The organism is Cupriavidus sp. SS-3, from assembly GCF_035818815.1.
Classification (GTDB): Bacteria; Pseudomonadota; Gammaproteobacteria; order Burkholderiales; family Burkholderiaceae; genus Cupriavidus; species Cupriavidus taiwanensis_C.
Window position 1 is genome coordinate 124,175 of sequence record NZ_JAYLVT010000001.1, and the last position, 20,622, is coordinate 144,796.

Here is a 20,622-nt window from a genome sequence, read left to right on the forward strand (position 1 = left end):
TTGGGTGACGGCGGTCCTGTCACGTCTTCCATACGCAAAGTGCCCCGCAGTCCCTCCCGGGTAAAAACGGGGAGTGAAGTCCATGAATGCGTTGCTGATCGAGGAGCACCCGCTGCTCCGGCTCGGGCTGTTGCAGATGCTCGAGAACATCCAGGAATCCGCGCAGGTGGCGGCCATTGCACCGGCGGATATGGCCAGGCTGGACGCCCGGCACCAAAACGCGGACCTGCTCGTGTTCGGCATGCCCGCCGACCCCGCGCCCGGCTGGGTGCTGCTGGACCAGGCCCGGCAGACGCTCGCGCCGCAACGCATCCTGATCCTGGCCGACACCCTGCCCTTGCATGTGCCGACCGCCGACAGCGCGCGCGGCATCTGCGGCTGCCTGCCCAAGTCGGCTTCGCTGGCGGTGATCGAGGCCGCCATCCGCATGGCCGTGTCGGGCGTACAGGGGCTGCTCTTCACTGCCGAGACCGGCACCCTGCCCTCGGCATCGCGCTCGGCGATGCCGGCCACGCAGTCACTCGCCTCGGCTGCGCCGCTGCCGCTCAGCGCCGCGCATCCGGCCCAACCGCCGGGGGAGCAGTTGCCGCTGGCGTCCTGCGCCAGCACCCCGCGCGCCGCCCTGCGTACCGCCGTGGCGCTGCGCGACCTGACCGAGCTGAGGCCCGGCCAGCCGCTGTCCGCACCGGCCCCGGCGGTGGTCTCGCCCACACCCGCTGCCATGCCGCTGACCGAGGAAGAACCCGGCTACGACGAAGCTGAGATGCTGAAGATCACGCCGCGCCAGTACGAGGTGCTGGTGCTGCTGGCGCGCGGCTATCCGATCAAGACCGTCAGCCGCATGCTCAACATCTCGGTAGCGACGGTGAAGAGCCACGCCTGCACGCTGTACCAGCGGCTCAAGGTGCGCAACAAGGGCGAAGCGGTCTACGCCGCCCTGCAGCGCGGGGCCACGCTGGAATGGGTCAGCGGCGACGAACGCATCACGCGCGAAACCAATGGCGCCGGGGTGGCGCCAAGGCGCAACGAACCGCCGTGCCAGGCGGTCCGGCCGGCGGTCTGATGCCGGCCTGAAGGTTTGCCGCGCGCCGCGCCCGCACAGACGGGCCGGCGCCAACCCGGCGCTTGCCGGACGGGAGGGGTCATCATGCAAGCCAGCACGTTCTTGCCCAGCTTTTCCGTGTGCGTCAGCACGCGCGACCATCCGGACGGCCTGCGCCGTACCTTGCAGTCGATCGCGGCCTCGACCATGCCGCCGCACCAGCTGATCGTCTGCGACGACAGCAGCCACGACGCCACGCGCGCGCTGATGCGCGATGCCCACCCCGACATACCCTGCCTGGACGGTCCCCGGCGCGGCGCCGCCGCCAGCCGCAACCGCCTGCTGCGCGCGGCCACCGGCACGCACGTGCTGTTTCTCGACGACCACGTCACGCTGGGGCCGACCTTCCTGCAGCAGATGGGCGAGCGCCTCGCCGACGACTTCATCTACCGGGTCGCCGCGGGCGGCAACGCCGACGCGCTGGTGCTGACCGGCACGGCGATGTGCGCGGGCCAATGCCTGCGGCCGCAGCGCGAGGATTTCCTCGGGCAACCGTTGCGCCAGCCGCCGCGCCGCGCCGCGCGGGCGCGGCCGCTGTGCGCGGTGGTGCTGTCCAGCACGGTGTTCCCGCGCGCGCTGCTGGAGCGGCTGCCGTTCGACGAGTGCCTCGATGCCGACTACGACGTCGCCGACCTGACCGGACGCGCGGTCTACGGCTGCGGCTGCCGCATCGAGCTGATTCCGAGCGCGATCAACCAGCTGGAGGGCCAGCGGCCGCCGCGATGCGCCGGCAGCCCGAGCGCCGATGCCGCGCGCATGGTCACCATGCTGCATCGCTACGGGCGCAGCCAGCACCGCCACGACAAGGCCGCGCTGTTCCTGATGCTGGCGCTGCCGCACAACCTGGGCCAGCACCTGCACCGCAGCGGCTGGCGCGGCGTGGCACCGTTCTGGGCCACCACGCGCCTGCTGTGGCAGCACTTGCGGCTTGCGCCTGGCCATGACGACGCCGCGGAACGCGCCCGCAGCGAGGTCACGACACCGATGCCGCGCACCTGATCCGTGGCGGCGCGCCCACACGGCCGGCCGCCGTTGTGTGGGGTAGCAGACGGTGCGGCGCCGCAGCGCGGCGCTACAGTCGCCCCACTTGCTAACGGATCAGAGCCATGGGCGCAAACGAGCTGGACACACTCGGTCATATCACCGCCACCGGGCCGGAGCGGGCCGCACCGCGCGGGCGCAACGGCATCCGGCGCGCGCTGATCACCGGCATCACCGGGCAGGACGGGTCGTACCTGTGCGAACTGCTGCTGGCCAAGGGCTATGAAGTGCACGGCATCAAGCGGCGCAGCTCGCTGTTCAACACCGAGCGCATCGACCACCTGTACCAGGACCCGCAGGCGCAGGAACGCCGGCTGATCCTGCACCACGGCGACATGACCGACACCGCCAGCCTGGTGCGCGTGGTGCAGCAGGCGCAGCCGGACGAGATCTACAACCTCGCCGCGCAGAGCCACGTGCAGGTCTCGTTCGAAGAGCCCGAATACACCGCCAACACCGACGCCATCGGCACGCTGCGCCTGCTCGAGGCGATCCGCATACTGGGCATGGAAAAGCTCACGCGCTTCTACCAGGCCTCCACCTCCGAACTCTACGGGCTGGTGCAGGAGATCCCGCAGAAGGAAACCACGCCGTTCTATCCGCGCAGCCCGTATGCCGCGGCCAAGCTCTATGCCTACTGGATCACGGTGAACTACCGCGAGGCCTATGGCATGTACGCCTGCAACGGCATCCTGTTCAACCATGAAAGCCCGGTGCGCGGCGAGACCTTCGTCACCCGCAAGATCACGCGCGCGATCGCGCGCATCGCACTCGGCCTGCAGGAAACGCTGTACCTGGGCAACCTGTCGGCGCTGCGCGACTGGGGCCATGCGCGCGACTACGTCGAGATGCAGTGGCTGATGCTGCAGCAGCCCGCGGCCGAGGACTTCGTCATCGCCAGCGGCGAACAGCACAGCGTGCGCGAGTTCGTGCAGCGCGCGGCGCGCGAGCTGGGCATCACCATCACCTTCCATGGCAGCGGCGTCGACGAGGTCGGCATCGTCGAGCATGTCGATCCGCCCGCGCCCGGCGGCGCGATCGCGCCGGCGTGCAAGCCAGGCGAGGTCGTGGTGCGGGTCGATCCGCGCTACTTCCGCCCAACCGAGGTGGAAACGCTGCTGGGCGATGCCAGCCGGGCGCGCGAGCGCCTGGGCTGGACCCCGCGCATCGGCTTTGCCGAACTGGTCCGGGAAATGATCGAGGCAGATTACGCCGCGGCTCGCCGCGACGCGCTGGTCAGGCTGGCCGGTTTCCAGGCCTTCAACCATCTTGAGTAGCCGCGTGCACGGCCACCGCGAGGATCCCATGAACCAGGCCCTGGCAGCGCGCCCGCGCATCTTTGTCGCCGGCCACCGCGGCATGGTCGGCTCGGCCATCGAGCGGGCGCTGCGCGCGCAGGGCGGCGCCGACATCGTGACGCGCACGCACGCCGAGCTGGACTTGTGCGACCAGGCGCAGGTGCGGGCTTTCTTCGCCAGCCAGCGCATCGACGCGGTCTACCTGGCCGCCGCGCGGGTCGGCGGCATCCATGCCAACAATACGTATCCCGCCGAGTTCATCCACCAGAACCTCGCCATCGCCACCAACGTGATCCATGCCGCCTGGCAGGCCGGTGTGCGGCGGCTGCTGTTTCTGGGATCGAGCTGCATCTACCCGCGCCTGGCGCCGCAGCCGATCAGCGAAGCCGCGCTGCTCACCGGCGCGCTGGAGCCGACCAACGCGCCCTACGCCATCGCCAAGATCGCCGGCATCATGCTGTGCGACAGCTACAACCGCCAGTACGGCACCGACTACCGCTGCGTGATGCCGACCAACCTCTATGGACCCGGCGACAACTACCACCCCGACAACAGCCATGTGATACCCGGACTGGTGCGCCGCTTCCACGACGCCCGCGTGGCCGGCAGCGCGCGCGTGTCGGTGTGGGGCACCGGCAAGCCCTTGCGCGAATTCCTGCACGCGGACGATCTGGCGCGTGCCTGCCTGCACGTGATGGCGCTGTCCGCGCCGGCCTACCGCGAGGCCGCGCCCGCGGGCTTCCTCAACGTCGGCAGCGACGACGAGGTCTCGATCGGCGCGCTGGCGGCACTGGTGGCGCAGGTTACCGGCTATCGCGGCACCCTTGCTTTCGAAACCGACAAGCCCGACGGCACGCCGCGCAAGCGGCTCGACAGCAGCGCCATCATGCGCACCGGCTGGCGCCCGCGCATTGCGCTGCGCGACGGCCTGCGCGGCGTCTACGAAGAGGCCTGCCGCACCGGCACCTTGCCCGGCGGCATTGCCGCCGCGCTGGCCTGACCCAAGCGCGCGCGGAGCGGCCATGAAGATCCTGATCTACTGCCAGAACTACGCGCCCGAACTGACCGGCATCGGCAAGTACACCGGCGAGCAGGCGCAATGGCTGGCCGCGCGCGGGCACGAGGTGCGCGTGGTGTGCGCCCCGCCGTACTACCCCGCATGGCGCGTCAGCGACGGCTACAGCGCCTGGCGCTATGCCCGCGAGACGCACGGCGGCGTGACGGTCTACCGCGCACCGGTGTGGGTGCCGCGCAAGCCGTCCGGACTGCTGCGCATCCTGCACCTGATGAGCTTTGCGCTGAGCAGCGTGCCGTGCATGGCGGCGCAGCTGCGCTGGCGCCCCGACGTGATCTTCGCGGTCGAGCCCACGCTGATGTGCAGCCCGGCGACGCTGCTGCTGGGCAGCTGCACGCGCGCGCGCACCTGGCTGCACGTGCAGGACCTGGAAGTCGATGCCGCGTTCGCGCTGGGCGTGCTGCGCCATCCGCTGCTGCGCCGGCTGGCCACGCGCCTGGAGCGCGCGCTGACCACGCGCTACCAGCGCGTCTCGACCATCTCGCAGGCGATGGCGGACGCGCTGCGCGCCAAGGGCGTCAGCCCCGCTCGCCTGCAACTGCTGCCCAACTGGGCCGACCTGCACGAGGCCCCGGCCGACGCGGCGCTGGCGTTCCGGCACGGCCTGGGCATTCCCGCCGAGGCGGTGGTCGCGCTGTACGCCGGCAACATGGGCAACAAGCAGGGCCTGGAAGTGCTGGCCGATGCCGCGCAGGCGCTGCAGGGCCACCCGCGCATCCACATGGTGCTGTGCGGCGACGGCAGCGGCCGCGCCGCGCTGCAGGCACGCTGCGCCGGGCTGGCGCGCGTGCATTTCCTGCCGCTGCAGCCACAGGCGCAGTTCCACGCCATGATGGCGGCCGCGGACATGCACCTGCTGCCGCAGCGCGCCGATGCCGCCGACCTGGTGATGCCGTCCAAGCTCACCGGCATGCTGGCGAGCCGGCGCGCGGTCATTGCCACCGCGCAGCCCGATACCGAGCTGGGCCGCCTGGTGGCGCGCGTGGGTGTGCTGGTGCCGCCCGGCGATGGCAGCGCGCTGGCGCACGCCATTGCCACGCTCGCCTGCCAGCCGCAGCGGCGCGCCATGCACGCCGCCGCAGGCCGCGCCTGGGCCGAAGCCCATCTGGCCCGCGACGCGGTGCTGGCGCAACTGGAATCCGCACTGCAGGCACTGGTATCGCCGCCTGCCGCGCAAGACGCCTCCGCGGTGGCCTGAGCGCCGCCGCGGCCAACGCAACGCCCAAGGGGGAACCCGCCATGAGTCCTGAGACCGCGACCACGCACCCCGCGCTGGTGCAACGCCTGATGCGAACCATCAAACCCCTGGTGCCCGCCTGGCTGCGCAACTACTACCACGTGCGCCGCGAGCAGCAGCATGACGCGCGCTACGGCGCCAGGCCGCCGGGCGAAGTGTTCTCGGACGTCTACCACAGCAGCCTGTGGGGCGAGGCCGACGAGCCCGGCTTCTTCAGCGGCACCGGCTCGCACGATCCGCGCATCGTCGAGCCCTATGCCGAGGCGGTCACCGCGCTGCTGCGCGAGCTGCCGCGCAAGCCCGACGTGGTCGACCTGGGCTGCGGCGACTTCCATATCGGCAGCCGCATCCGCCCGGCCTGCGGGCGCTATGTGGCCTGCGACGTGGTGGCGCCGCTGATCGCGGCCAACCGCGCACGCTATGCCCATCTCGACGTGGATTTCCGCTGCCTCGACATTGCCGGCGACGAACTGCCCGCCGGCGACGTGGTGTTCCTGCGCCAGGTGCTGCAGCACCTGGACAACGACAGGATCGCGCGCGTGCTGGCCAAGCTGCACCGCTACCAGGTGCTGGTGCTGACCGAACACCTGCCGCTGGCGCCGGATTTTCCGCCCAACGCCAAGAAGCGGCTGGGGGCTTCGACGCGGCTGGCACGCATGGTGCCGAGCGGCGTGGTGCTGACCGCGCCGCCGTTCAACCTGAAGCCGGTGCACGGCCGCGTGCTGTGCGAGGTGCGCGAAGGCGCGGGCGTGATCCAGACCGTCGCCTACACCCTGCATTGAGACGGCGCCCGCGCGACGCTGCGTGGTGCGGGCCCGCCCCCTGCCGCTCCGGTCTCTGCTGATCCCGACTGATCCCTACTGATCCCGACTGGTCTCAGCTGGCCTCGGCCTCCGTCGTCGCAGTGGCCGAGGCCGGGGCCAGCGCAGCCAGGTAGATGGCCTCGTACTGGTCCAGCGCGCGTTCCGCCGAGAAATGCCGCACCCACGCCAGCGAGTCGGCCGAGAGCTGGTCGAGCCGCGCCTGCGGCCACGACAGCAGCTCCAGCAGCACGCCCACGTTGCGCCGGGCCCAGGCCCGCGCCTGGCCCGGCTCCATCGGCTCCATCAGCAGCGCCAGCCCGCCGCCGATCTCCTGCATCGGCGCGCGCGCCGTGGTCAGCACCGGGATGCCGCACGCCATGGCCTCGATCACGGGCCAGCCGAAGCCCTCTTCCAGGCTCGGGAACAGCAGCACCGCCGCAAGCGCATAGGCGGCGTGCACGGCCGCGGTGGACATGCCTTCCAGGAAGCGCACCTTGCCGCCCAGCCGCTCCGCGCCGTCGGCCAGCTCGCGCATGGCGGGGGTCGGCTCGGGGCCGATCATCCACAGCGGGCGCGGCGCCGCGGCGGCACCGGTGCCGCCGCCCGCATGGCTGGCCTCGCAATAGGCCAGGTATAGCGCCAGCACGCCTTCGCGGTTCTTGTACCACTGGTTGCCGCCGATATGGACCAGCATGCCGGGCTCGATCTCGTCGATGCTGGCGGCGCGCAGCCGGCGCATGGCAACATCCGGCGCAAGCGGGCGGAACGGGTAGTTGAGGCCGTTGTGCACCACCCGCACGCGCGGCGTCGGCCCCGGATGCAGGCGCAGCAGGTCGTGCGCGGTCTTCTCCGACACCGCGACAAAGTTCCGCCCCAGCCCGATGCCGCGCAGGATCAGCGCCTGGTAGAGCCGCCCGCTGGCCGACAGCTGGCGCCCGGGAAATTCGCCGGCAGCGGTGCGCTGCGCGATGAAGTCGTGGCAGTGGATTACATGCGGGCGCCGGTGCAGCAGCCACATCCACATGCCGAGCGAATGGTCGGTCAGCACCACCAGCGCGCCCGCGCCCTCGCGCCGCAGCCGCCACCACGCCCACGCGGGGAACAGCATGTACTGGTCGACATAGCCGAGCCACTTGCGCAGGCCGGGGCGCGTCGACAGCCGCACCAGCACGGCGGGCGGGGTCCATAGCTGGGCCTCGTGGCCGCGCTCGCGCATGCCCTCGACGATCATGGCCGCGAAGCGGTCCATGCTGTGGCTGCCGAAAAAGACGGGATGACCGAACAGGATGAGCCTCATATTGCTTTTCTTCGCGGATCGATGTGGATGCCCGATGCAGATGTCCGGTACGTTGGGTGGCTCGCAGCCTGCCGCTAGCGCGCGTGCCGTCGGCGCGGCCGGGCGCGCTTGTTCGCGCCCGTCAGCCGCCCCTGCCGCTCCAGCCGCGTGACCGCCATGGTGAAGCCGACAAAGAGAAAGCCCAGCACGTTGGCGGTCAGCTGGCCGATCAGCGACCACGTCAGCAGGCACAGCGTGCTCACCAGCCACAGCAGGATGGCAAAGCAGTTGCCGGTGCGGCGCGCCGCACCGATCGCAAGCCACATGCCGGCCACGCACACGGCGAACTTCAGCGCCACGTACAGGTAGCCCAGCAGGCCGGCCTCCTCGATGGTGCGCCCGGTCTCGGTCTCGGACAGCATGAAGGTAATTTCGCCGCGCTCGAGATAGCTGGCCAGGTTGCTGCCGCGCCCGAGCCCCGCGCCCAGCAGGGTCGGCTTGGCATAGGCCTCGCTCTCGCCCAGGAACATGGTGCCGACGCGGTCGCCGAAGTCTTCGTCTTCGGCGGCGTCGTGGAAGCGTTGCACCGTGCTTTCGACCGACGCGCTGAACACGACCATGCCCACCGCCCCGATCAGCACCGCCACGCCGACCCAGACCAGCACGCGGCGCCTGGTCACGGCACGCCCGAACATCAGGGTGCACAGCGCCGCCACCGCGAACAGGCCCGGCAGCAGCAGCACGGTGGCGCGCGAACCGCTGACCAGCACGCTGACCAGCAGGCTGCCCAGCACCACCAGCGCATACAGCCAGTGCCGCTTGCCGTCGCCGCCGAGCACGTATTGCAGCGCGATCGGCATGGTGATCGCCAGGAAGGTGGTGTAGCCCAGCGTGAACGAGAAGGTGCCGGTGGTGCGCACGATGTCGCCGACCATCATGAAGACCCGGTCTTCGTCACCATCGACCTGCCGGTTCAGGAAGCTGCCGGGCGGCAGGAAGTGCTGCAGCACCACCAGCGGCGCCATCAGCACCATCAGCACCAGCGTGGTCTTGCAGATCGCGGCAACGTCCTCGGGCTCGAGCAGCAGCGCCGCGGCCACGCCGAACCACACATAGAGCAGCCAGAAGCGCAGCCCGACCAGCATGATGGCGAGCGTGCCGTCGCCGGCGATGGTCTGCACCAGCCCCCACGCCAGCACCAGCGCGCTCCACAGCAGCAGCAGCCGCATCGCCCGCCGCGCCGGCGTGAAGCCGCCATAGCGCATCGCGTAGTAGACGCCATAGACCGCCAGCAGGTCGCGCAGCAGCACCAGCGGCAAGCTCAGCGAACCCGCCACCCACTTGCGCGCCGCGCCTTCCAGCACGGCCACCAGGAACACCAGCAAGAACACGGTGCCGAAGGTGGTGCGGGCCTGCCGGCGGATGCGCGAGCGCGCCGGCGGCGCCAGGGGTGCGGCGGAGTGGCTCAGCATAGCGTCGCGATGGTTGCGACCGCGGCGCGGCGATACCTGGCCCAGGTGTACTTCTCCCCGGCCAGGCTCGCGTACGGGCGCGCCTCGTCCAGGCTGGCGCGCACCGTGGCAAGCTCCAGCATGCGGTCATACAAGGATTGCGCGCTGACCTGGACGACCCAGCCCGCGCGCGGGAATTCCTGCAGGATCTCCTTGGCCCCGACCCGCTCCGACACCAGCGCCGGCGTGCCGCAGGCAAGCGCCTCGGCCACCACCATGCCGAACGAATCGAAGCGCGACGGCAGCACCAGGCAATCGGCATCGGCCAGCTCCTGGTAGAGCGCCGGCTGCGGCAACGCGCCGAGCAGCGTGACGCCCGGAGTCGACGCCAGGGCCGCGGCCAGCCCGGGCTCGGCGCCGCCGCCGGCCACCGCGAGCTCGGCCTCGGGCACGCGCGCGCGCACCATGGCGAAGGCCTGCTGCAGCAGGTCGACCGCCTTGAGCGTGGTCAGGCCGCCGGCATACAGGAAGCGCGTGCCGGCGCGCGTGCGCCGGCGCTGCACGTTGCCCGGCGGGGTGGCGCCGAGCAGGATCGACCTGAGCTTGGCGCCCGGCACGCCGGCCTGCGCGTAGGTCTGCGCGGCAAACTCGGAACAGGTGATGACCAGGTCCGCCAGCTCCACCTCGCGGTCCTTGCGTGCGTCGATGCAGGCAAGGTACGGGTCAGGCTGCAGGCCCAGCAGCGCCGCCGCCGTGGCGCGATGCACCGCCGGCGCGTCGAGCACGCAGCGCGCGCCAATACGGCGGGCCGCCTCGAAGGTCTGCATCGCCGAGTTCTCGTAGGCCACCACCACGTCGGGGCGCAGCGCCTCGACACGCCGCGCCGCCCACGCATCGAACAGGTGGAACACGCGGTGCGCATAGGCCGACTGCGACATGCCCAGATAGCGGTTGATCCCGATCCGGCGGTGCAGCCCCAGCTTGAGCATGGCCGGGAAGCACAGCGGATGGCGCCGCAAGGCCGCGGGGATGCCGACCTCGCGCACCTTGGCGCCGAGCGCCGGCGGCAGCCACCACGGTACCGGCTCGCCCGGTCCGCGCACCGGCACGCCCGACCAGTACTGGCACAGCAGGTCCTGCTCGTGGAGCGCCTGCGCCATCTGGTGCGAATGCTGCAGGCCGGGGTGGGTGACCAGGACTTTCATGGGCGGCCCCCGTCGACGCTGAGTACCGGCGGCGGCAACAGCCGCCCGGCGCGGATCGCGCCCGCCAGCTCGCACAGCACCGCGGCACCGAGCCCGGAAGCCAGGCCGGCCTCGAACCAGAGCACGCCCCGCAGCGTGGTCAGGTCCAGCAGGTGGGGCGCGACCAGGCACCAGGCGATCACCACCGGCACCTGCATGTAGTTGAAGTGGTTCAGGCCGCGGTTGGCCAGCAGTTCCCAGGCCACGCCGGCAATGCTGTAGGCGCCGGCGCCCAGGCAGGCGATCAGCAGCTCCGAGGTCAGGCCGGCGTAGTTGGCCCCCACCAGGCGCAGCAGCAGCCCGGGCCACAACCAGGCCAGCAGCACCAGCGTGCCGGCCGGCAGCGAACCCAGCAGCAGCCAGCCCAGGTACTGGCGCAGCACGTGCTCGCGCGCCTGCGCGAAGCGCGGCACGACATAGGCGCCCACCACGATGCTGACCGGCACCAGCAGCTGGCCGATGCGCGACAGCGCGCCGATCGCCGCGGTCTGGCTGACCGCGCCGTAGAACGCGACGATGGCGAAGGCGAACTGCGACTGCAGGCAGAAGAACGCGTCCATGGGAATCTGGCGGCGCGTGATGGCGCGGATCGAACGCTGGTCCTCGGCCACCGGCTCGGCCGCCCGCGCCGGCAGTTCGCGGCGCAGCCAGCGGCGCACGAACGGCACGCGCAGGCCGGCGAAGAGCGTGTTGACCAGGCTGGCGGCCAGCGCGCTCTGCAGCCCCAGCACGTAGACGCCCCATGACAGCAGCAGCCGCGCGCCCGACAGGCCGGCATCGAGCGCCTGCAGCGCAGGCGCGCGGTTGGCGAACAGCAGCACCTGGTCCACCACGCGCGACTGCATGTCGAAATACCACATCGTCAGCAGCGTCAGCAGCAAGGCGGCGATCAACGCCAGCGAGGCATGGTTGCGGTACATCAGCACGCCGGCGATGATCAGCAGCGGCGGCAGCAGGAAGGCCGAGATGCGCTTGCGCTGCGCCAGCGCGGCGCGCGTAGCCTGCGCGGCGCGCTCGCGGTCTGGCCAGGTGCGCCCGAGGATGGCATTCAGCCCGAAATGGATGCCGCCCTTGGTGACGATCGACATGGCGCCGACGATGGCGCCGGTGACGGTATAGATCGCGTAGTCGCCGACGCTGAGCCAGTGCGCCAGCAGCAGGCCGGTGATGGCGCCGAGTCCCTGCGACAGCACCGCGAAGACGAAGATGCGCAGCGCTTTCATGGCGTGCCGCGCGGCGTGGCGCTGGTGGCGGCGGCATCGGCGGCCGGCGCCGGCACCGGCCGCTCGCCCAGGATGTCGAGCAGCCGCTGCGCGCTCTGGCGCACCTCGAAGCGTCGCTGGAAGCAGGCTAGCGCCTGCACCCGCATGCGCGCCTGCGCGCCGGGATCGGCCTGCAGCCACTGGCGCAGGCACGCGCCGGTGCCCTCGGCGGTATCGGCGCCGGCCAGCCCGGCGCCGTCGGCGACTATTTCGCGCCAGATATTGACCTTGTCCGAAATCAGCACCGGCACGCCGCAGCCCAGCGCCTCGGCCACGGCCACGCCAAAGTTCTCCTGGTGCGACGGCAGGGTAAAGACTTCGGCCGCGTGATAGGCGCCCCACTTCAGGTCGCCCGACAGCATGCCGGTCCAGCTGAGCCGCTGCGCCAGCCCCAGGCGTTCGGCCTGGCGCGCCAGCCGCTCGCGCAGCGCCGCCTCCACCGGCCCTGCCAGCACCAGCTGCAGCCGCGGGTCGGCACCGGCCACGCCGGCAAAGGCTTCGACCAGCAGGTCGCAGCCCTTCTTTTCATGGATCCGGCCGAGGAACAGCACGATGCGCTTGCCGCGCAGTGCCGGAAACGCAGTGAAGAACGCCTCGCGCAACGGCACGGCCGCGGTGGGTGGCTGCGCGGTGCCGTACCCGGCCACCAGCTCGCGGCAGCGATAGGGCCAGAACGCGTTGCGCGAACGCCGCTGCTCTTCCTCGCAGGTGAACAGCACCGCGCGCGCGCCGCGCAGCACCCAGTACTCACCCAGCAGCCAGTACAGGCTCTTCTTGACGTGCTTGAGCGGATAGCGTTCGCGGAACCACGGATCGAGCATGCCGTGGGTATAGACAAAGTACGGCACCTCGCTGCCGCGCAGCGCGAGGCAAGTGGCGAGCGCATGGAACTGCCACAGCCCTTCGACCAGCACCGCATCGTAGTCGGCCGCATGGGCGCGCAGCCACGCCAGCATGCCGGGATTGAAGCCGTATTTGGAGGAGGTCGGGCCCAGTGCGACCACGTTCATCTCGCTGGCGCGCACGAACGGGGCGTCGGGGGCATCGCCGCAGCAGACGTCGATCTCGGCGCCGCGTTCGCGCAGCGGCTGGCGCAATTGGCGGATGCCTTCGATGGGCCCGCCCCCGGTGGGGTCGATGGAGGGTATGACGTGCAGCAATCTCATGGTGCAGGGCGATCTCCGGAATCCGCGCGTCGTGCCCGCTGTGTGCCTGGCACTGGTTCCCCGGCTGGCGCCATTGGCAAGCGGGGCCCTACGTCCTCGTGCCCGCAGCATGAGCCAGCGCGCCCGCGGCCTCTGTTCGCTGCCACACACCCGCGCCGGCCAGTGCCGGCGCCGCCGGGCCAATGTGGACCAGCGCACCGAGCCGGCCTCCGCAGCGCACCAGAATGGTCTGCACCGGCGCCATTTGCATGGCGCGCACCTGATCCCTGCCATGCCGATTCCGATCCTGATGTACCACCAGATCGACGCGCCGCCGCCACGCCGCTCGCCCGGGCGCGGGCTGTGGGTGCCGCCCGCGCGCTTTCGCCGCCAGATGCGCCTGATGCACCGGCTTGGCTATCGCGGCCTGAGCATGCGCGACCTGATGCCGTACCTGCACGGCGAGCGCAGCGGCAAGGTGTTCGGCATCACCTTCGACGACGGCTTCCGCAACGTGTTCGAGCACGCCATGCCCGCGCTGGACGCGCTCGGCTTCACCGCCACCAATTACTTTGTCTCGCGCCAGCTGTCGGGCAGCAACGTCTGGGACCGCGACCTGGGCATCCGCCCCGCGGCGCTGATGAGCGTGGCGCAGATGCGCGCATGGCACCAGGGCGGGCACGAGGTCGGCTCGCATACGCTGGACCATGTCGACCTGCGCCGCATGGCGCCGCATGAGGCGCGCCGGCAGATCGCCGCGTCCAAGGACGAGCTGGAACAGTGGCTCGGCGTACCGGTGACCGCCTTCTGCTATCCCTACGGCAGCCAGGATGCCGCGCACCGGGAAATGGTGCGCGCGGCCGGCTACGCCAACGCCACCATCACGGCGCGCGGGCTGGCCCGCGCCAGCGACGACCCGTTCGGCCTGCCCCGCGTCAGCGTCTATTGCGCCACCGGCATGTTCAGCTTCCTGCGCAAATGCCTGACCGCGCACGAAGACCGCTGGCGCGAAGCCTAGCGGCCAGCCTCGGAACCCTGCTGCTCGGGGTTGAACGGTACGGGCTCGCGCGGCTCGCTGGGATGCTGCGTGAAGCGCGCGATGGCCTCGGCATAGCGCTGCGCCACCGCCTTGCGTTCGTGCTCGCGCAGGAACTCGCGCGTGCCGGCTTCGTCCCGGCGCGACGCGCCGCCCAGCACCGCGGCCATGGCCTCGTGTAGCGGCTCGGGCGCCGGCTCCACGACCCAGCCGAAGTCGCCGACCGCTTCGGGCAGGCCGCCGCGCTGGCTGACGATCACTTCGCAGCCCGCCGCCAGGCCTTCCAGCGCGACGATGCCAAACGACTCGTAGCCCAGCGACGGCGCCACCAGGCATCGATGCCGGCCCAGCAGCGCCGCCACGCCGGCGGCGCACTGGCAGCCGGTAAAGTGCACCGCGGCCGCGCAACCAAGTCCGTCGGCCAGCCGTGCCAGGGCTTCGCGCTCGGGCCCGTCGCCAACAATCGTGAGGCGCGCATGCGGCTCGCGCGCGTGCAGGCGCGCGAAGCTGCGCACCAGCAGGTCCACGCCTTTTTCGGACACCAGCCGCCCGACGAAGATGAAGCTTCCCGGCGGCCGCGCGTCGGCGGGCGGCGCCGCCGCGAACAGTTCGTCGCGATAGCCGTTGTGGATCACCAGTGGCTGGCCTGGCAGCCAGCCGGCCAGGTAGTGGCTGACGCAGATGCCGTCGTAGAAGCGCGACAGCCAGCGCTTGATCGGACCGGTCCAGGTGCCGCGCTTGTGGCCATGGACCACGTAGGGGCCGTGGTGCGTCAGCACGATGCGACGGCGCAGCGCGCTGGCCAGCATCACGTCGTAAAAAGTCAGGCCGACGAACAGCACGCGCCGGTGGCGCAGCATGGCGCGCGCCAGCTGCAGCTTGCCGCGGACCCGGGTCACGGTGAACGGGAAGGTCGTGGCGTCGCCCGGCGCGGCCGGCGTGCGCGTGGCCACTTCGACCGGATAGCCCAGCTCCGTCAGCCCGCTCGCCAACTCCTCGGCAAAGCGCTCCATGCCGCCGATCAACGGATGGAAGGGGGCGCTGTAGATCAGGATGCTGGGCAGCGGCGCAGGGGTCTCGCGCAGCTGCGGGGGATGCATCATCGCGTCATGGCTCCGGTCGCACCGCGTGCAAGCAGATCTGTGCACACGGCGTCCTGCCTGCAGCATGCGCCAGCACCGGGTGCCGCTCCGTGCGCTGGCGCACCTGTGTGGAGCGTGATGGCGGCCGCGGCAAGTAGCGGAGCTTCTCGCCCGGCTTCTGTGGCGCGGCGCACCGATACACGGCACGGCTTCGCGCGAGCATCGCCGCAATGTCCGCCGCCCCGGAAACGCTCCGTATGATCATTCAGCACACCCACCGCACCTCCGGCCCTTCGTTTTCGCTGTCCAACCGAGTGCGTCGGCAGCTATGGAACTGGGTATGGCTGTGGCTGTTCCGCCCCAGCCTGCGCCCGATGCATGCCTGGCGCGCCGCACTGCTGCGGCTGTTCGGCGCCCGCCTCGGCCGCGATGCGCGGGTCTACCCCGCGGCACGGATCTGGGCGCCGTGGAACCTGGTGATGGGCGAGCACACCGCCGTCGCCGACGGCGTGACCCTCTACAACATCAGTCCGATCACGCTCGGCGACTACGCCATCGTGTCACAAGGCTCGCACCTTTGCACGGGCTCGCACGATTACAACAGCGAAACCTTCCAGCTGATTGCGTCGCCGATCACGCTGGAACGCCATGTGTGGGTGTGCGCCGAAGCGTTCATCTCGCCAGGCGTGACCTTGCCCGAAGGCGCGGTGATTGCGCCGCGCACGGTGGTCACCAAACCGCTGCACGAGGCGTGGACGGTGTATGGCGGAACGCCCGCGCGGCCCATCGGCCAGCGCCGTCCGCAGCCATGAGCCAGGCGTCGGACAACATGCCCGCGTCGCATTCGACCAGTGCGCGCCAGGCCACCCAAGGCGCCCATGGCAGTGTGCGAGAACGCACCGATTCACGCTACCCGCCGCCCTAGGCTGGGAGCATCAGGGGCCTGCCGTCCCGGCGCGGGCCCAGCCAAATACGCAGGAGCAATGTCGTGGAAACCAGTCAATGCCGCACCGCTTGCCCTACCGATCGCACCCGCCGCTCGCGCCGGCGCTCGCTGCCAGCCCTGTGCGCGCTCGGCGCCGTCCTGCTGCTGGGCGGCTGCGCCGCGTCGCCGGGGATGCACTTCAGCCCGACCGCGAACGTCGACGCCGTCGGGCCGGACGCCAAGCCGGACATCACCCCCATCACCATGGACCTGGTGCGCGACCTGCGCGCCAAGAGCAAGCCCACCAATGACCGCGTCGAAGAACTGTTCGCCACGCCCAAGCCCTATGTGATCGGCCCCGGCGACATCATCTCGGTGGTGGTGTGGGACCACCCGGAACTGGTATTCCCGACGCAGACCTACAGCATCGGCGCGGGCTTCGAGGTCCCCGCGTCCACCGGCGGCTCCAACATGCCCGGTTATGTGGTCAGCCCCAATGGCGACATCCAGTTCCCGTATGCCGGCGTGATGAAGGTCTCCGGCAAGACCGCCAACCAGGTGCGCGACGAAATGGCGCGCGTGCTCTCGCGCGTGGTGCGCAATCCGCAGATGACGGTGCGCGTGCTGGGCTTCCGCAGCCAGCGCGTCTATGTCGACGGCGAAGTGCGCACGCCCGGCATGCTCGCCATCGACGACGCCCCGATGACGCTGGTCGAGGCGCTCAACCGCGCCGGCGGCGTGCTCAACAACACCGGCGACAACAGCCGCGTGCGCGTGACCCGCGGCGAGCGCAGCTGGTACGTGAACATCCCCGCGCTGCTGGCCAGAGGCGTCGACCCGTCACGCATCCTGCTGCGCTCGGGCGACATCGTGCGCGTCGAGCAGCGCGAAGACAGCAAGGTCTTCGTCACCGGGGAAGTGGTCAGGCCGACCTCGCTGCTGATGCGCAACGGGCGCATGACGCTGAACGAGGCGCTCGGCGACGCCGGCGGCGTGAACCCCAACTCCGCCAACGCCGAGCAGATCTACGTGATCCGCAAGACCGCCAGCGATGCGCCGAAGGTGTTCCACCTCGACGGCACCTCGCCAGTGGCGCTGGCGATTGCCGAAGGCTTCGAGCTGGAGCCCAAGGACGTGGTCTACGTGGATGCCCGCGAAGTGGTGCGGTGGAGCCGCGTCATGACCCTGGTGGTGAGCCCGCTGGTGGGCGTCAACAGTCTCGCTACCCGACCTTGAGCCATGCTGCCGGCGCCGACCCTGATTTCCGATGAAGCCGCGATGATTCGCTCGATCCTGGTGGTGTGCCTGGGCAACCGCTGCCGCAGTCCGATGGCCGCCGACCTGCTGCGCCAGGCCTTGCCCGACTGCCGCATCGGTTCCGCGGGGCTGGCGCCGCCGGTCGGCGCCGGCGCCGATCCGCGCGTGATCCGGCTGCTGGCCAAGGACGGGCTGGACCTGGCCGCGCACCGCGCGCGCGAACTCGATGACGACATGGTCGACGACGCGGACCTGGTGCTGGTGATGGACAGCGAGCAGCGCGAATGGCTGGAGCAGCGCTACCCGCGCGCGCGCGGCAAGACCTTCCGCCTGTGCGAGGCCGCGCAGGCGGATATTCCCGATCCCTACGGCGGCTCGCAGGCGATGTTCCTGATCGTGCTGGGGTTGATCCGCGAGGGCGTGCAGGCATGGGCGGCACAGATTCAATCCGAAGCACAGGCAACCCGCTACGGGGAGGCAACATGAGCAACATCAAGAATTTGCGTGACTACGAGGCCCAGGCTCCCGAAGGCGACGAGCAGTCGTCGGACCTGACTTCGTATGTCGACGTGCTGATCCGTTACCGCTGGACCTTCCTCGCGGTCGCCGCGGCGGTGATGGCCGTGGGCCTGCTGTTCGCGTTGCTGTCCAAGCCGGTCTACCGCGCCGACATCCTGGTGCAGGTAGAGGACCAGAACGCCGGCAACGTCAACAATACCAACAAGCCCACCGCCACGGTGTCGCCGGTATACGACGCTAGGCCCGCCCCTTCCACCGAGATCGAGCTGCTGCGCTCGCGCATGGTGGTGGGCAAGGCGGTCGACGCGCTGCAACTGGACATATCCGCGTCGCCGTACTATTTCCCGGTGATCGGCGGGGCCGTGGCCGGCTTTAACCGCGAGCTGTCGCAGCCGGGGCTGTTCGGCCGGGGCGGCTATGCGTGGGGCAGCGAAGCGATCACGGTATCGCGCCTGGAGGTGCCGCCCGCGATGGAGCGCCGGCTGATCACGGTGACCGCGCAGGGCAATGACAAGTACCGGCTGGCCTTCGCCAGCGACGATGCCGTGGCCGAAGGCCGCGTCGGCGTGCCGTTGACGGTGGCGACCCGCAGCGGCAAGGTCACGATCGAGCTGAGCCAGCTCGAAGGCCGCCCGGGCGCGGTGTTCCATGTCTCGCGCGTGCCGCGCGCGGTGGCCATTGCCGACCTGCAGAGCCAGCTGATGATCACCGAGCGCGGCAAGCAGAGCGGCGTGATCGGCGTGGCGCTGGAGGGCACTTCGGCAGAAAAGACCGCCGCCATCCTGAACGAGATCGGCAACGAGTATGTCGAGCAGAACCTGCGCCGCAAGGCCGCCGAGGCCGAGAAGTCGCTGGCCTTCCTGGAAGCGCAGCTGCCGCAGCTCAAGCAGCAGCTGGAAAGCGCCGAGTCGCGCTACAACGCCATGCGCAACCAGCGCGGCACCATCGACCTGAACGAAGAATCCCGGCTGGTGCTGGCGCAGTCCGTGGCTGCCCAGACCAAGCTGGCGGACCTGCGCCAGCGGCGCCAGGAACTGATTGCGCGCTTCACGCCCAACCATCCGGCAATCGAGATCATGGACAAGCAGATCGCCGACGTGAACGCCGAGATCGGCACCGTCGGCGGCAAGATCCAGCGCCTGCCGGATATCGAGCAGAACGTGCTGCGGCTGATGCGCGACGTCCGGGTCAGCACCGAGATGTACCAGTCGCTGCTGAACGACGTGCAGCAGCTCAGGCTGGTCAAGGCCAGCAAGATCGGCACGGCGCGCCTGGTGGACCCGGCCGAGGTGCCGATCCGCCCGGTCAAGCCCAACCGCAAGCTGATCGCCGCGGCCTCGGTGTTGCTGGGCCTGCTGGCCGGCACGGCGGTGGTGGTGCTGCGCCGGCTGTTCGATGGCGGCGTCGCCGACGCGGACGAGATCGAGCGCGAGACCGGCATGACGGTGTACGCGACGGTGCCCTACAGCGCGGAGCAGTCGCGCCTGCGCGGCGGGCGCGATATCGACAAGCTGCTCGCCCGGCGCATGCCGGACGACCCGGCGGTGGAAAGCCTGCGCAGCTTCCGCACCTCGCTGCAGTTCGCGCTGCTCAACAGCGACAGCAACAACGTGGTGGTGATCACCGGGCCGGCGCCCGAAGTCGGCAAGTCCTTCATCTCGGCCAACTTCGCCACGGTGCTGGCCACCGCCGGCCGTCGCGTGGTGCTGGTCGACGCCGACCTGCGCCGCGGCGGGCTCAACCACCATTTCGGCAAGCCGCGCGTGCCGGGACTGACCGAGCTGCTGACCGGCACGCCGCTGGAGCAGGTGCTGCAGCGCGACGTGGTGCCGGGACTCGACTTCATCGCCACCGGCTCGGAACCGCCGCTGGCTGCCGACCTGCTGCAGACGCGCGGCATGGATACGCTGCTGGCCACGCTCAGGAACCGCTACGACGTGGTGCTGCTCGACACGCCGCCGGTGCTGGCAACGTCCGACGCCGGCGTGCTGGCGACCAAGGCGGGGGCGGTGTTCCTGGTGGCGCGGGCCGATGCCAGTACCGCATCAGAACTCAAGGCCACGCGGCGCGCGATCGTGCAGGCGGGGAGTGATATCAAGGGGGTGATATTCAATGGCCTGAAGGTGGAGGGGCGGTGGTATCGGGCGCATTATCACTTTGGGAAGTATCGGTATATGAATCAGTATGGGGGGGCTAGTTCTAAGAGGGCATGAGGTGGTTGTTGTTGTTGTTGGGGCCTGTTGGGCTGGTCGCTGTTGGTGACATGCTGTCGGCTGTTGAACCGCGTGGTTCCGCCCTGCTGGGCGGGTCACTTTTTGGCCGAGCGCCAAAAAGTAACCAAAAAGCGCGTTTACTGCCCTGCGGGCGGCATGTCTTATCGTAGTGTGCCTGGGGGTTTTCGTACGGGGCTGTGTTTCCTCGCATAGCGGGACTGCCTGCCGCGGGGGGCACCACCGTGGGTGGGGCGTTGGAATGATGGTTGAACGAGCCCAGAGCGCGGAGTGGTCCCTGCTGCTGGCCTTGTCGTAGGAACGCCTTCGGCTGCGCTGCGCGCCGGCCCTATCGCAGAGCTTGGGCACCGGCACTGGACGCGTCGCTGCGCTCGCTCGGCGCTGCAGGGACCACGCCCGTCGGATTCTGAATTCCGTCAGCCACGTGCAACCGGCGTAATCCTTCTGCAGGCGTCCCGGGTTGATGTTGGCGGCTGGCCTGCACACAGCACGGGAATCGGAATCACGTGCGCGCACCGCATGGGCCAAGCGAGCGCAGCGATGCGTCCAGTGCCAGGGCTCACGCCGCGCGATAGGGCCAGCGCGAAGCGCAGCCGTAGGCGTTCCTACGGTAAGGCCCGCAGCAGGGACCACCCACC

At 70.3% G+C, this 20,622-nt stretch carries 17 protein-coding genes; 11 read left to right on the plus strand and 6 right to left on the minus strand.

What is annotated here, in order from left to right:
• Nucleotides 1-82: 82 nt before the first annotated feature.
• The 6 genes from U9J39_RS00545 (at nucleotide 83) to U9J39_RS00570 (ending at nucleotide 6,535) form a co-directional block, all read left to right on the plus strand.
• Nucleotides 83-1,063: a helix-turn-helix transcriptional regulator gene (locus U9J39_RS00545; protein ID WP_116313717.1), complete on the plus strand. Its 981-nt coding sequence runs from the start codon at nucleotides 83-85 to the stop codon at nucleotides 1,061-1,063.
• 84 nt (nucleotides 1,064-1,147) lie between these two features.
• On the plus strand, nucleotides 1,148-2,101 hold the full coding sequence (locus U9J39_RS00550) for a glycosyltransferase family 2 protein (RefSeq protein WP_326346278.1): 954 nt from the start codon (nucleotides 1,148-1,150) through the stop codon (nucleotides 2,099-2,101).
• Nucleotides 2,102-2,208: 107 nt separating this feature from the next.
• Entirely contained in the window at nucleotides 2,209-3,420 is a 1,212-nt protein-coding gene (gene gmd, locus U9J39_RS00555; RefSeq protein WP_326346279.1) for a GDP-mannose 4,6-dehydratase, read from the plus strand.
• Between the two features lie 28 nt (nucleotides 3,421-3,448).
• Nucleotides 3,449-4,441: a GDP-L-fucose synthase family protein gene (locus tag U9J39_RS00560; protein WP_326346280.1), complete on the plus strand. Its 993-nt coding sequence runs from the start codon at nucleotides 3,449-3,451 to the stop codon at nucleotides 4,439-4,441.
• A gap of 22 nt (nucleotides 4,442-4,463) precedes the next feature.
• Nucleotides 4,464-5,714, plus strand: a complete 1,251-nt coding sequence (locus U9J39_RS00565) for a glycosyltransferase WbuB (RefSeq protein ID WP_326346281.1) — start codon at nucleotides 4,464-4,466, stop codon at nucleotides 5,712-5,714.
• A 41-nt stretch (nucleotides 5,715-5,755) separates the two neighbouring features.
• A complete protein-coding gene (locus tag U9J39_RS00570; RefSeq protein WP_326346282.1) occupies nucleotides 5,756-6,535 on the plus strand; it encodes a class I SAM-dependent methyltransferase in 780 nt (259 codons plus the stop codon).
• 94 nt (nucleotides 6,536-6,629) lie between these two features.
• On the opposite strand, the gene U9J39_RS00575 is transcribed toward U9J39_RS00570, so the two are convergent.
• The 5 genes from U9J39_RS00575 to U9J39_RS00595 form a co-directional block, all read right to left on the minus strand.
• Nucleotides 6,630-7,853 carry a glycosyltransferase gene (locus tag U9J39_RS00575; RefSeq protein WP_326346283.1) on the minus strand — a complete coding sequence of 408 codons (1,224 nt, stop codon included), beginning with the start codon at nucleotides 7,851-7,853 and terminating at the stop codon, nucleotides 6,630-6,632.
• 74 nt (nucleotides 7,854-7,927) lie between these two features.
• Entirely contained in the window at nucleotides 7,928-9,304 is a 1,377-nt protein-coding gene (locus U9J39_RS00580; protein ID WP_115711804.1) for a hypothetical protein, read from the minus strand.
• Nucleotides 9,298-10,488, minus strand: a complete 1,191-nt coding sequence (locus tag U9J39_RS00585) for a glycosyltransferase (protein ID WP_116313722.1) — start codon at nucleotides 10,486-10,488, stop codon at nucleotides 9,298-9,300. The genes U9J39_RS00580 and U9J39_RS00585 overlap by 7 nt, the downstream gene beginning before the upstream one ends.
• The gene (locus U9J39_RS00590) at nucleotides 10,485-11,750 is read right to left on the minus strand and encodes a hypothetical protein (protein WP_115711801.1); all 1,266 of its coding nucleotides are present in this window, start codon (nucleotides 11,748-11,750) and stop codon (nucleotides 10,485-10,487) included. Before U9J39_RS00590 ends, U9J39_RS00585 begins: the two co-directional genes overlap by 4 nt.
• Nucleotides 11,747-12,955: a glycosyltransferase gene (locus tag U9J39_RS00595; protein ID WP_115711800.1), complete on the minus strand. Its 1,209-nt coding sequence runs from the start codon at nucleotides 12,953-12,955 to the stop codon at nucleotides 11,747-11,749. Before U9J39_RS00595 ends, U9J39_RS00590 begins: the two co-directional genes overlap by 4 nt.
• A 271-nt stretch (nucleotides 12,956-13,226) precedes the next feature.
• Between U9J39_RS00595 and U9J39_RS00600 the strand changes: the two genes are divergently transcribed.
• Entirely contained in the window at nucleotides 13,227-13,952 is a 726-nt protein-coding gene (locus tag U9J39_RS00600) for a polysaccharide deacetylase family protein (protein ID WP_115714174.1), read from the plus strand.
• Here the strand turns inward: U9J39_RS00600 and U9J39_RS00605 are convergent.
• Nucleotides 13,949-15,073, minus strand: a complete 1,125-nt coding sequence (locus U9J39_RS00605; protein ID WP_326346284.1) for a glycosyltransferase family 4 protein — start codon at nucleotides 15,071-15,073, stop codon at nucleotides 13,949-13,951. The two genes, U9J39_RS00600 and U9J39_RS00605, sit on opposite strands and share 4 nt — an antisense overlap.
• Nucleotides 15,074-15,309: 236 nt before the next feature.
• On the opposite strand from U9J39_RS00605, the gene U9J39_RS00610 reads away from it, so the two are divergent.
• The 4 genes from U9J39_RS00610 (at nucleotide 15,310) to U9J39_RS00625 (ending at nucleotide 19,966) form a co-directional block, all read left to right on the plus strand.
• Nucleotides 15,310-15,864 (plus strand): putative colanic acid biosynthesis acetyltransferase, encoded by a 555-nt coding sequence (locus U9J39_RS00610; RefSeq protein ID WP_115711798.1) that lies wholly within the window; start codon nucleotides 15,310-15,312, stop codon nucleotides 15,862-15,864.
• Between the two features lie 176 nt (nucleotides 15,865-16,040).
• Entirely contained in the window at nucleotides 16,041-17,213 is a 1,173-nt protein-coding gene (locus U9J39_RS00615; RefSeq protein ID WP_172581800.1) for a polysaccharide biosynthesis/export family protein, read from the plus strand.
• 42 nt (nucleotides 17,214-17,255) lie between these two features.
• On the plus strand, nucleotides 17,256-17,720 hold the full coding sequence (locus tag U9J39_RS00620; RefSeq protein ID WP_231942215.1) for an arsenate reductase/protein-tyrosine-phosphatase family protein: 465 nt from the start codon (nucleotides 17,256-17,258) through the stop codon (nucleotides 17,718-17,720).
• On the plus strand, nucleotides 17,717-19,966 hold the full coding sequence (locus U9J39_RS00625) for a polysaccharide biosynthesis tyrosine autokinase (RefSeq protein WP_326346285.1): 2,250 nt from the start codon (nucleotides 17,717-17,719) through the stop codon (nucleotides 19,964-19,966). The genes U9J39_RS00620 and U9J39_RS00625 overlap by 4 nt, the downstream gene beginning before the upstream one ends.
• The last annotated feature ends 656 nt before the right edge of the window (nucleotides 19,967-20,622 follow it).

Bases quoted from the DNA above. Each gene is read 5' to 3' on its own strand.
- U9J39_RS00560 (WP_326346280.1), top strand. From the start codon at position 3,449: ATGAACCAGGCCCTGGCAGCGCGCCCGCGCATCTTTGTCGCCGGCCAC.
- U9J39_RS00585 (WP_116313722.1), bottom strand. From the start codon at position 10,488: ATGAAAGTCCTGGTCACCCACCCCGGCCTGCAGCATTCGCACCAGATG.
- U9J39_RS00545 (WP_116313717.1), top strand. From the start codon at position 83: ATGAATGCGTTGCTGATCGAGGAGCACCCGCTGCTCCGGCTCGGGCTG.
- U9J39_RS00605 (WP_326346284.1), bottom strand. From the start codon at position 15,073: ATGATGCATCCCCCGCAGCTGCGCGAGACCCCTGCGCCGCTGCCCAGC.
- U9J39_RS00550 (WP_326346278.1), top strand. From the start codon at position 1,148: ATGCAAGCCAGCACGTTCTTGCCCAGCTTTTCCGTGTGCGTCAGCACG.
- gmd (WP_326346279.1), top strand. From the start codon at position 2,209: ATGGGCGCAAACGAGCTGGACACACTCGGTCATATCACCGCCACCGGG.
- U9J39_RS00625 (WP_326346285.1), top strand. From the start codon at position 17,717: ATGAGCAACATCAAGAATTTGCGTGACTACGAGGCCCAGGCTCCCGAA.
- U9J39_RS00595 (WP_115711800.1), bottom strand. From the start codon at position 12,955: ATGAGATTGCTGCACGTCATACCCTCCATCGACCCCACCGGGGGCGGG.
- U9J39_RS00575 (WP_326346283.1), bottom strand. From the start codon at position 7,853: ATGAGGCTCATCCTGTTCGGTCATCCCGTCTTTTTCGGCAGCCACAGC.
- U9J39_RS00570 (WP_326346282.1), top strand. From the start codon at position 5,756: ATGAGTCCTGAGACCGCGACCACGCACCCCGCGCTGGTGCAACGCCTG.
- U9J39_RS00600 (WP_115714174.1), top strand. From the start codon at position 13,227: ATGCCGATTCCGATCCTGATGTACCACCAGATCGACGCGCCGCCGCCA.
- U9J39_RS00610 (WP_115711798.1), top strand. From the start codon at position 15,310: ATGATCATTCAGCACACCCACCGCACCTCCGGCCCTTCGTTTTCGCTG.
- U9J39_RS00620 (WP_231942215.1), top strand. From the start codon at position 17,256: ATGATTCGCTCGATCCTGGTGGTGTGCCTGGGCAACCGCTGCCGCAGT.
- U9J39_RS00580 (WP_115711804.1), bottom strand. From the start codon at position 9,304: ATGCTGAGCCACTCCGCCGCACCCCTGGCGCCGCCGGCGCGCTCGCGC.
- U9J39_RS00565 (WP_326346281.1), top strand. From the start codon at position 4,464: ATGAAGATCCTGATCTACTGCCAGAACTACGCGCCCGAACTGACCGGC.
- U9J39_RS00590 (WP_115711801.1), bottom strand. From the start codon at position 11,750: ATGAAAGCGCTGCGCATCTTCGTCTTCGCGGTGCTGTCGCAGGGACTC.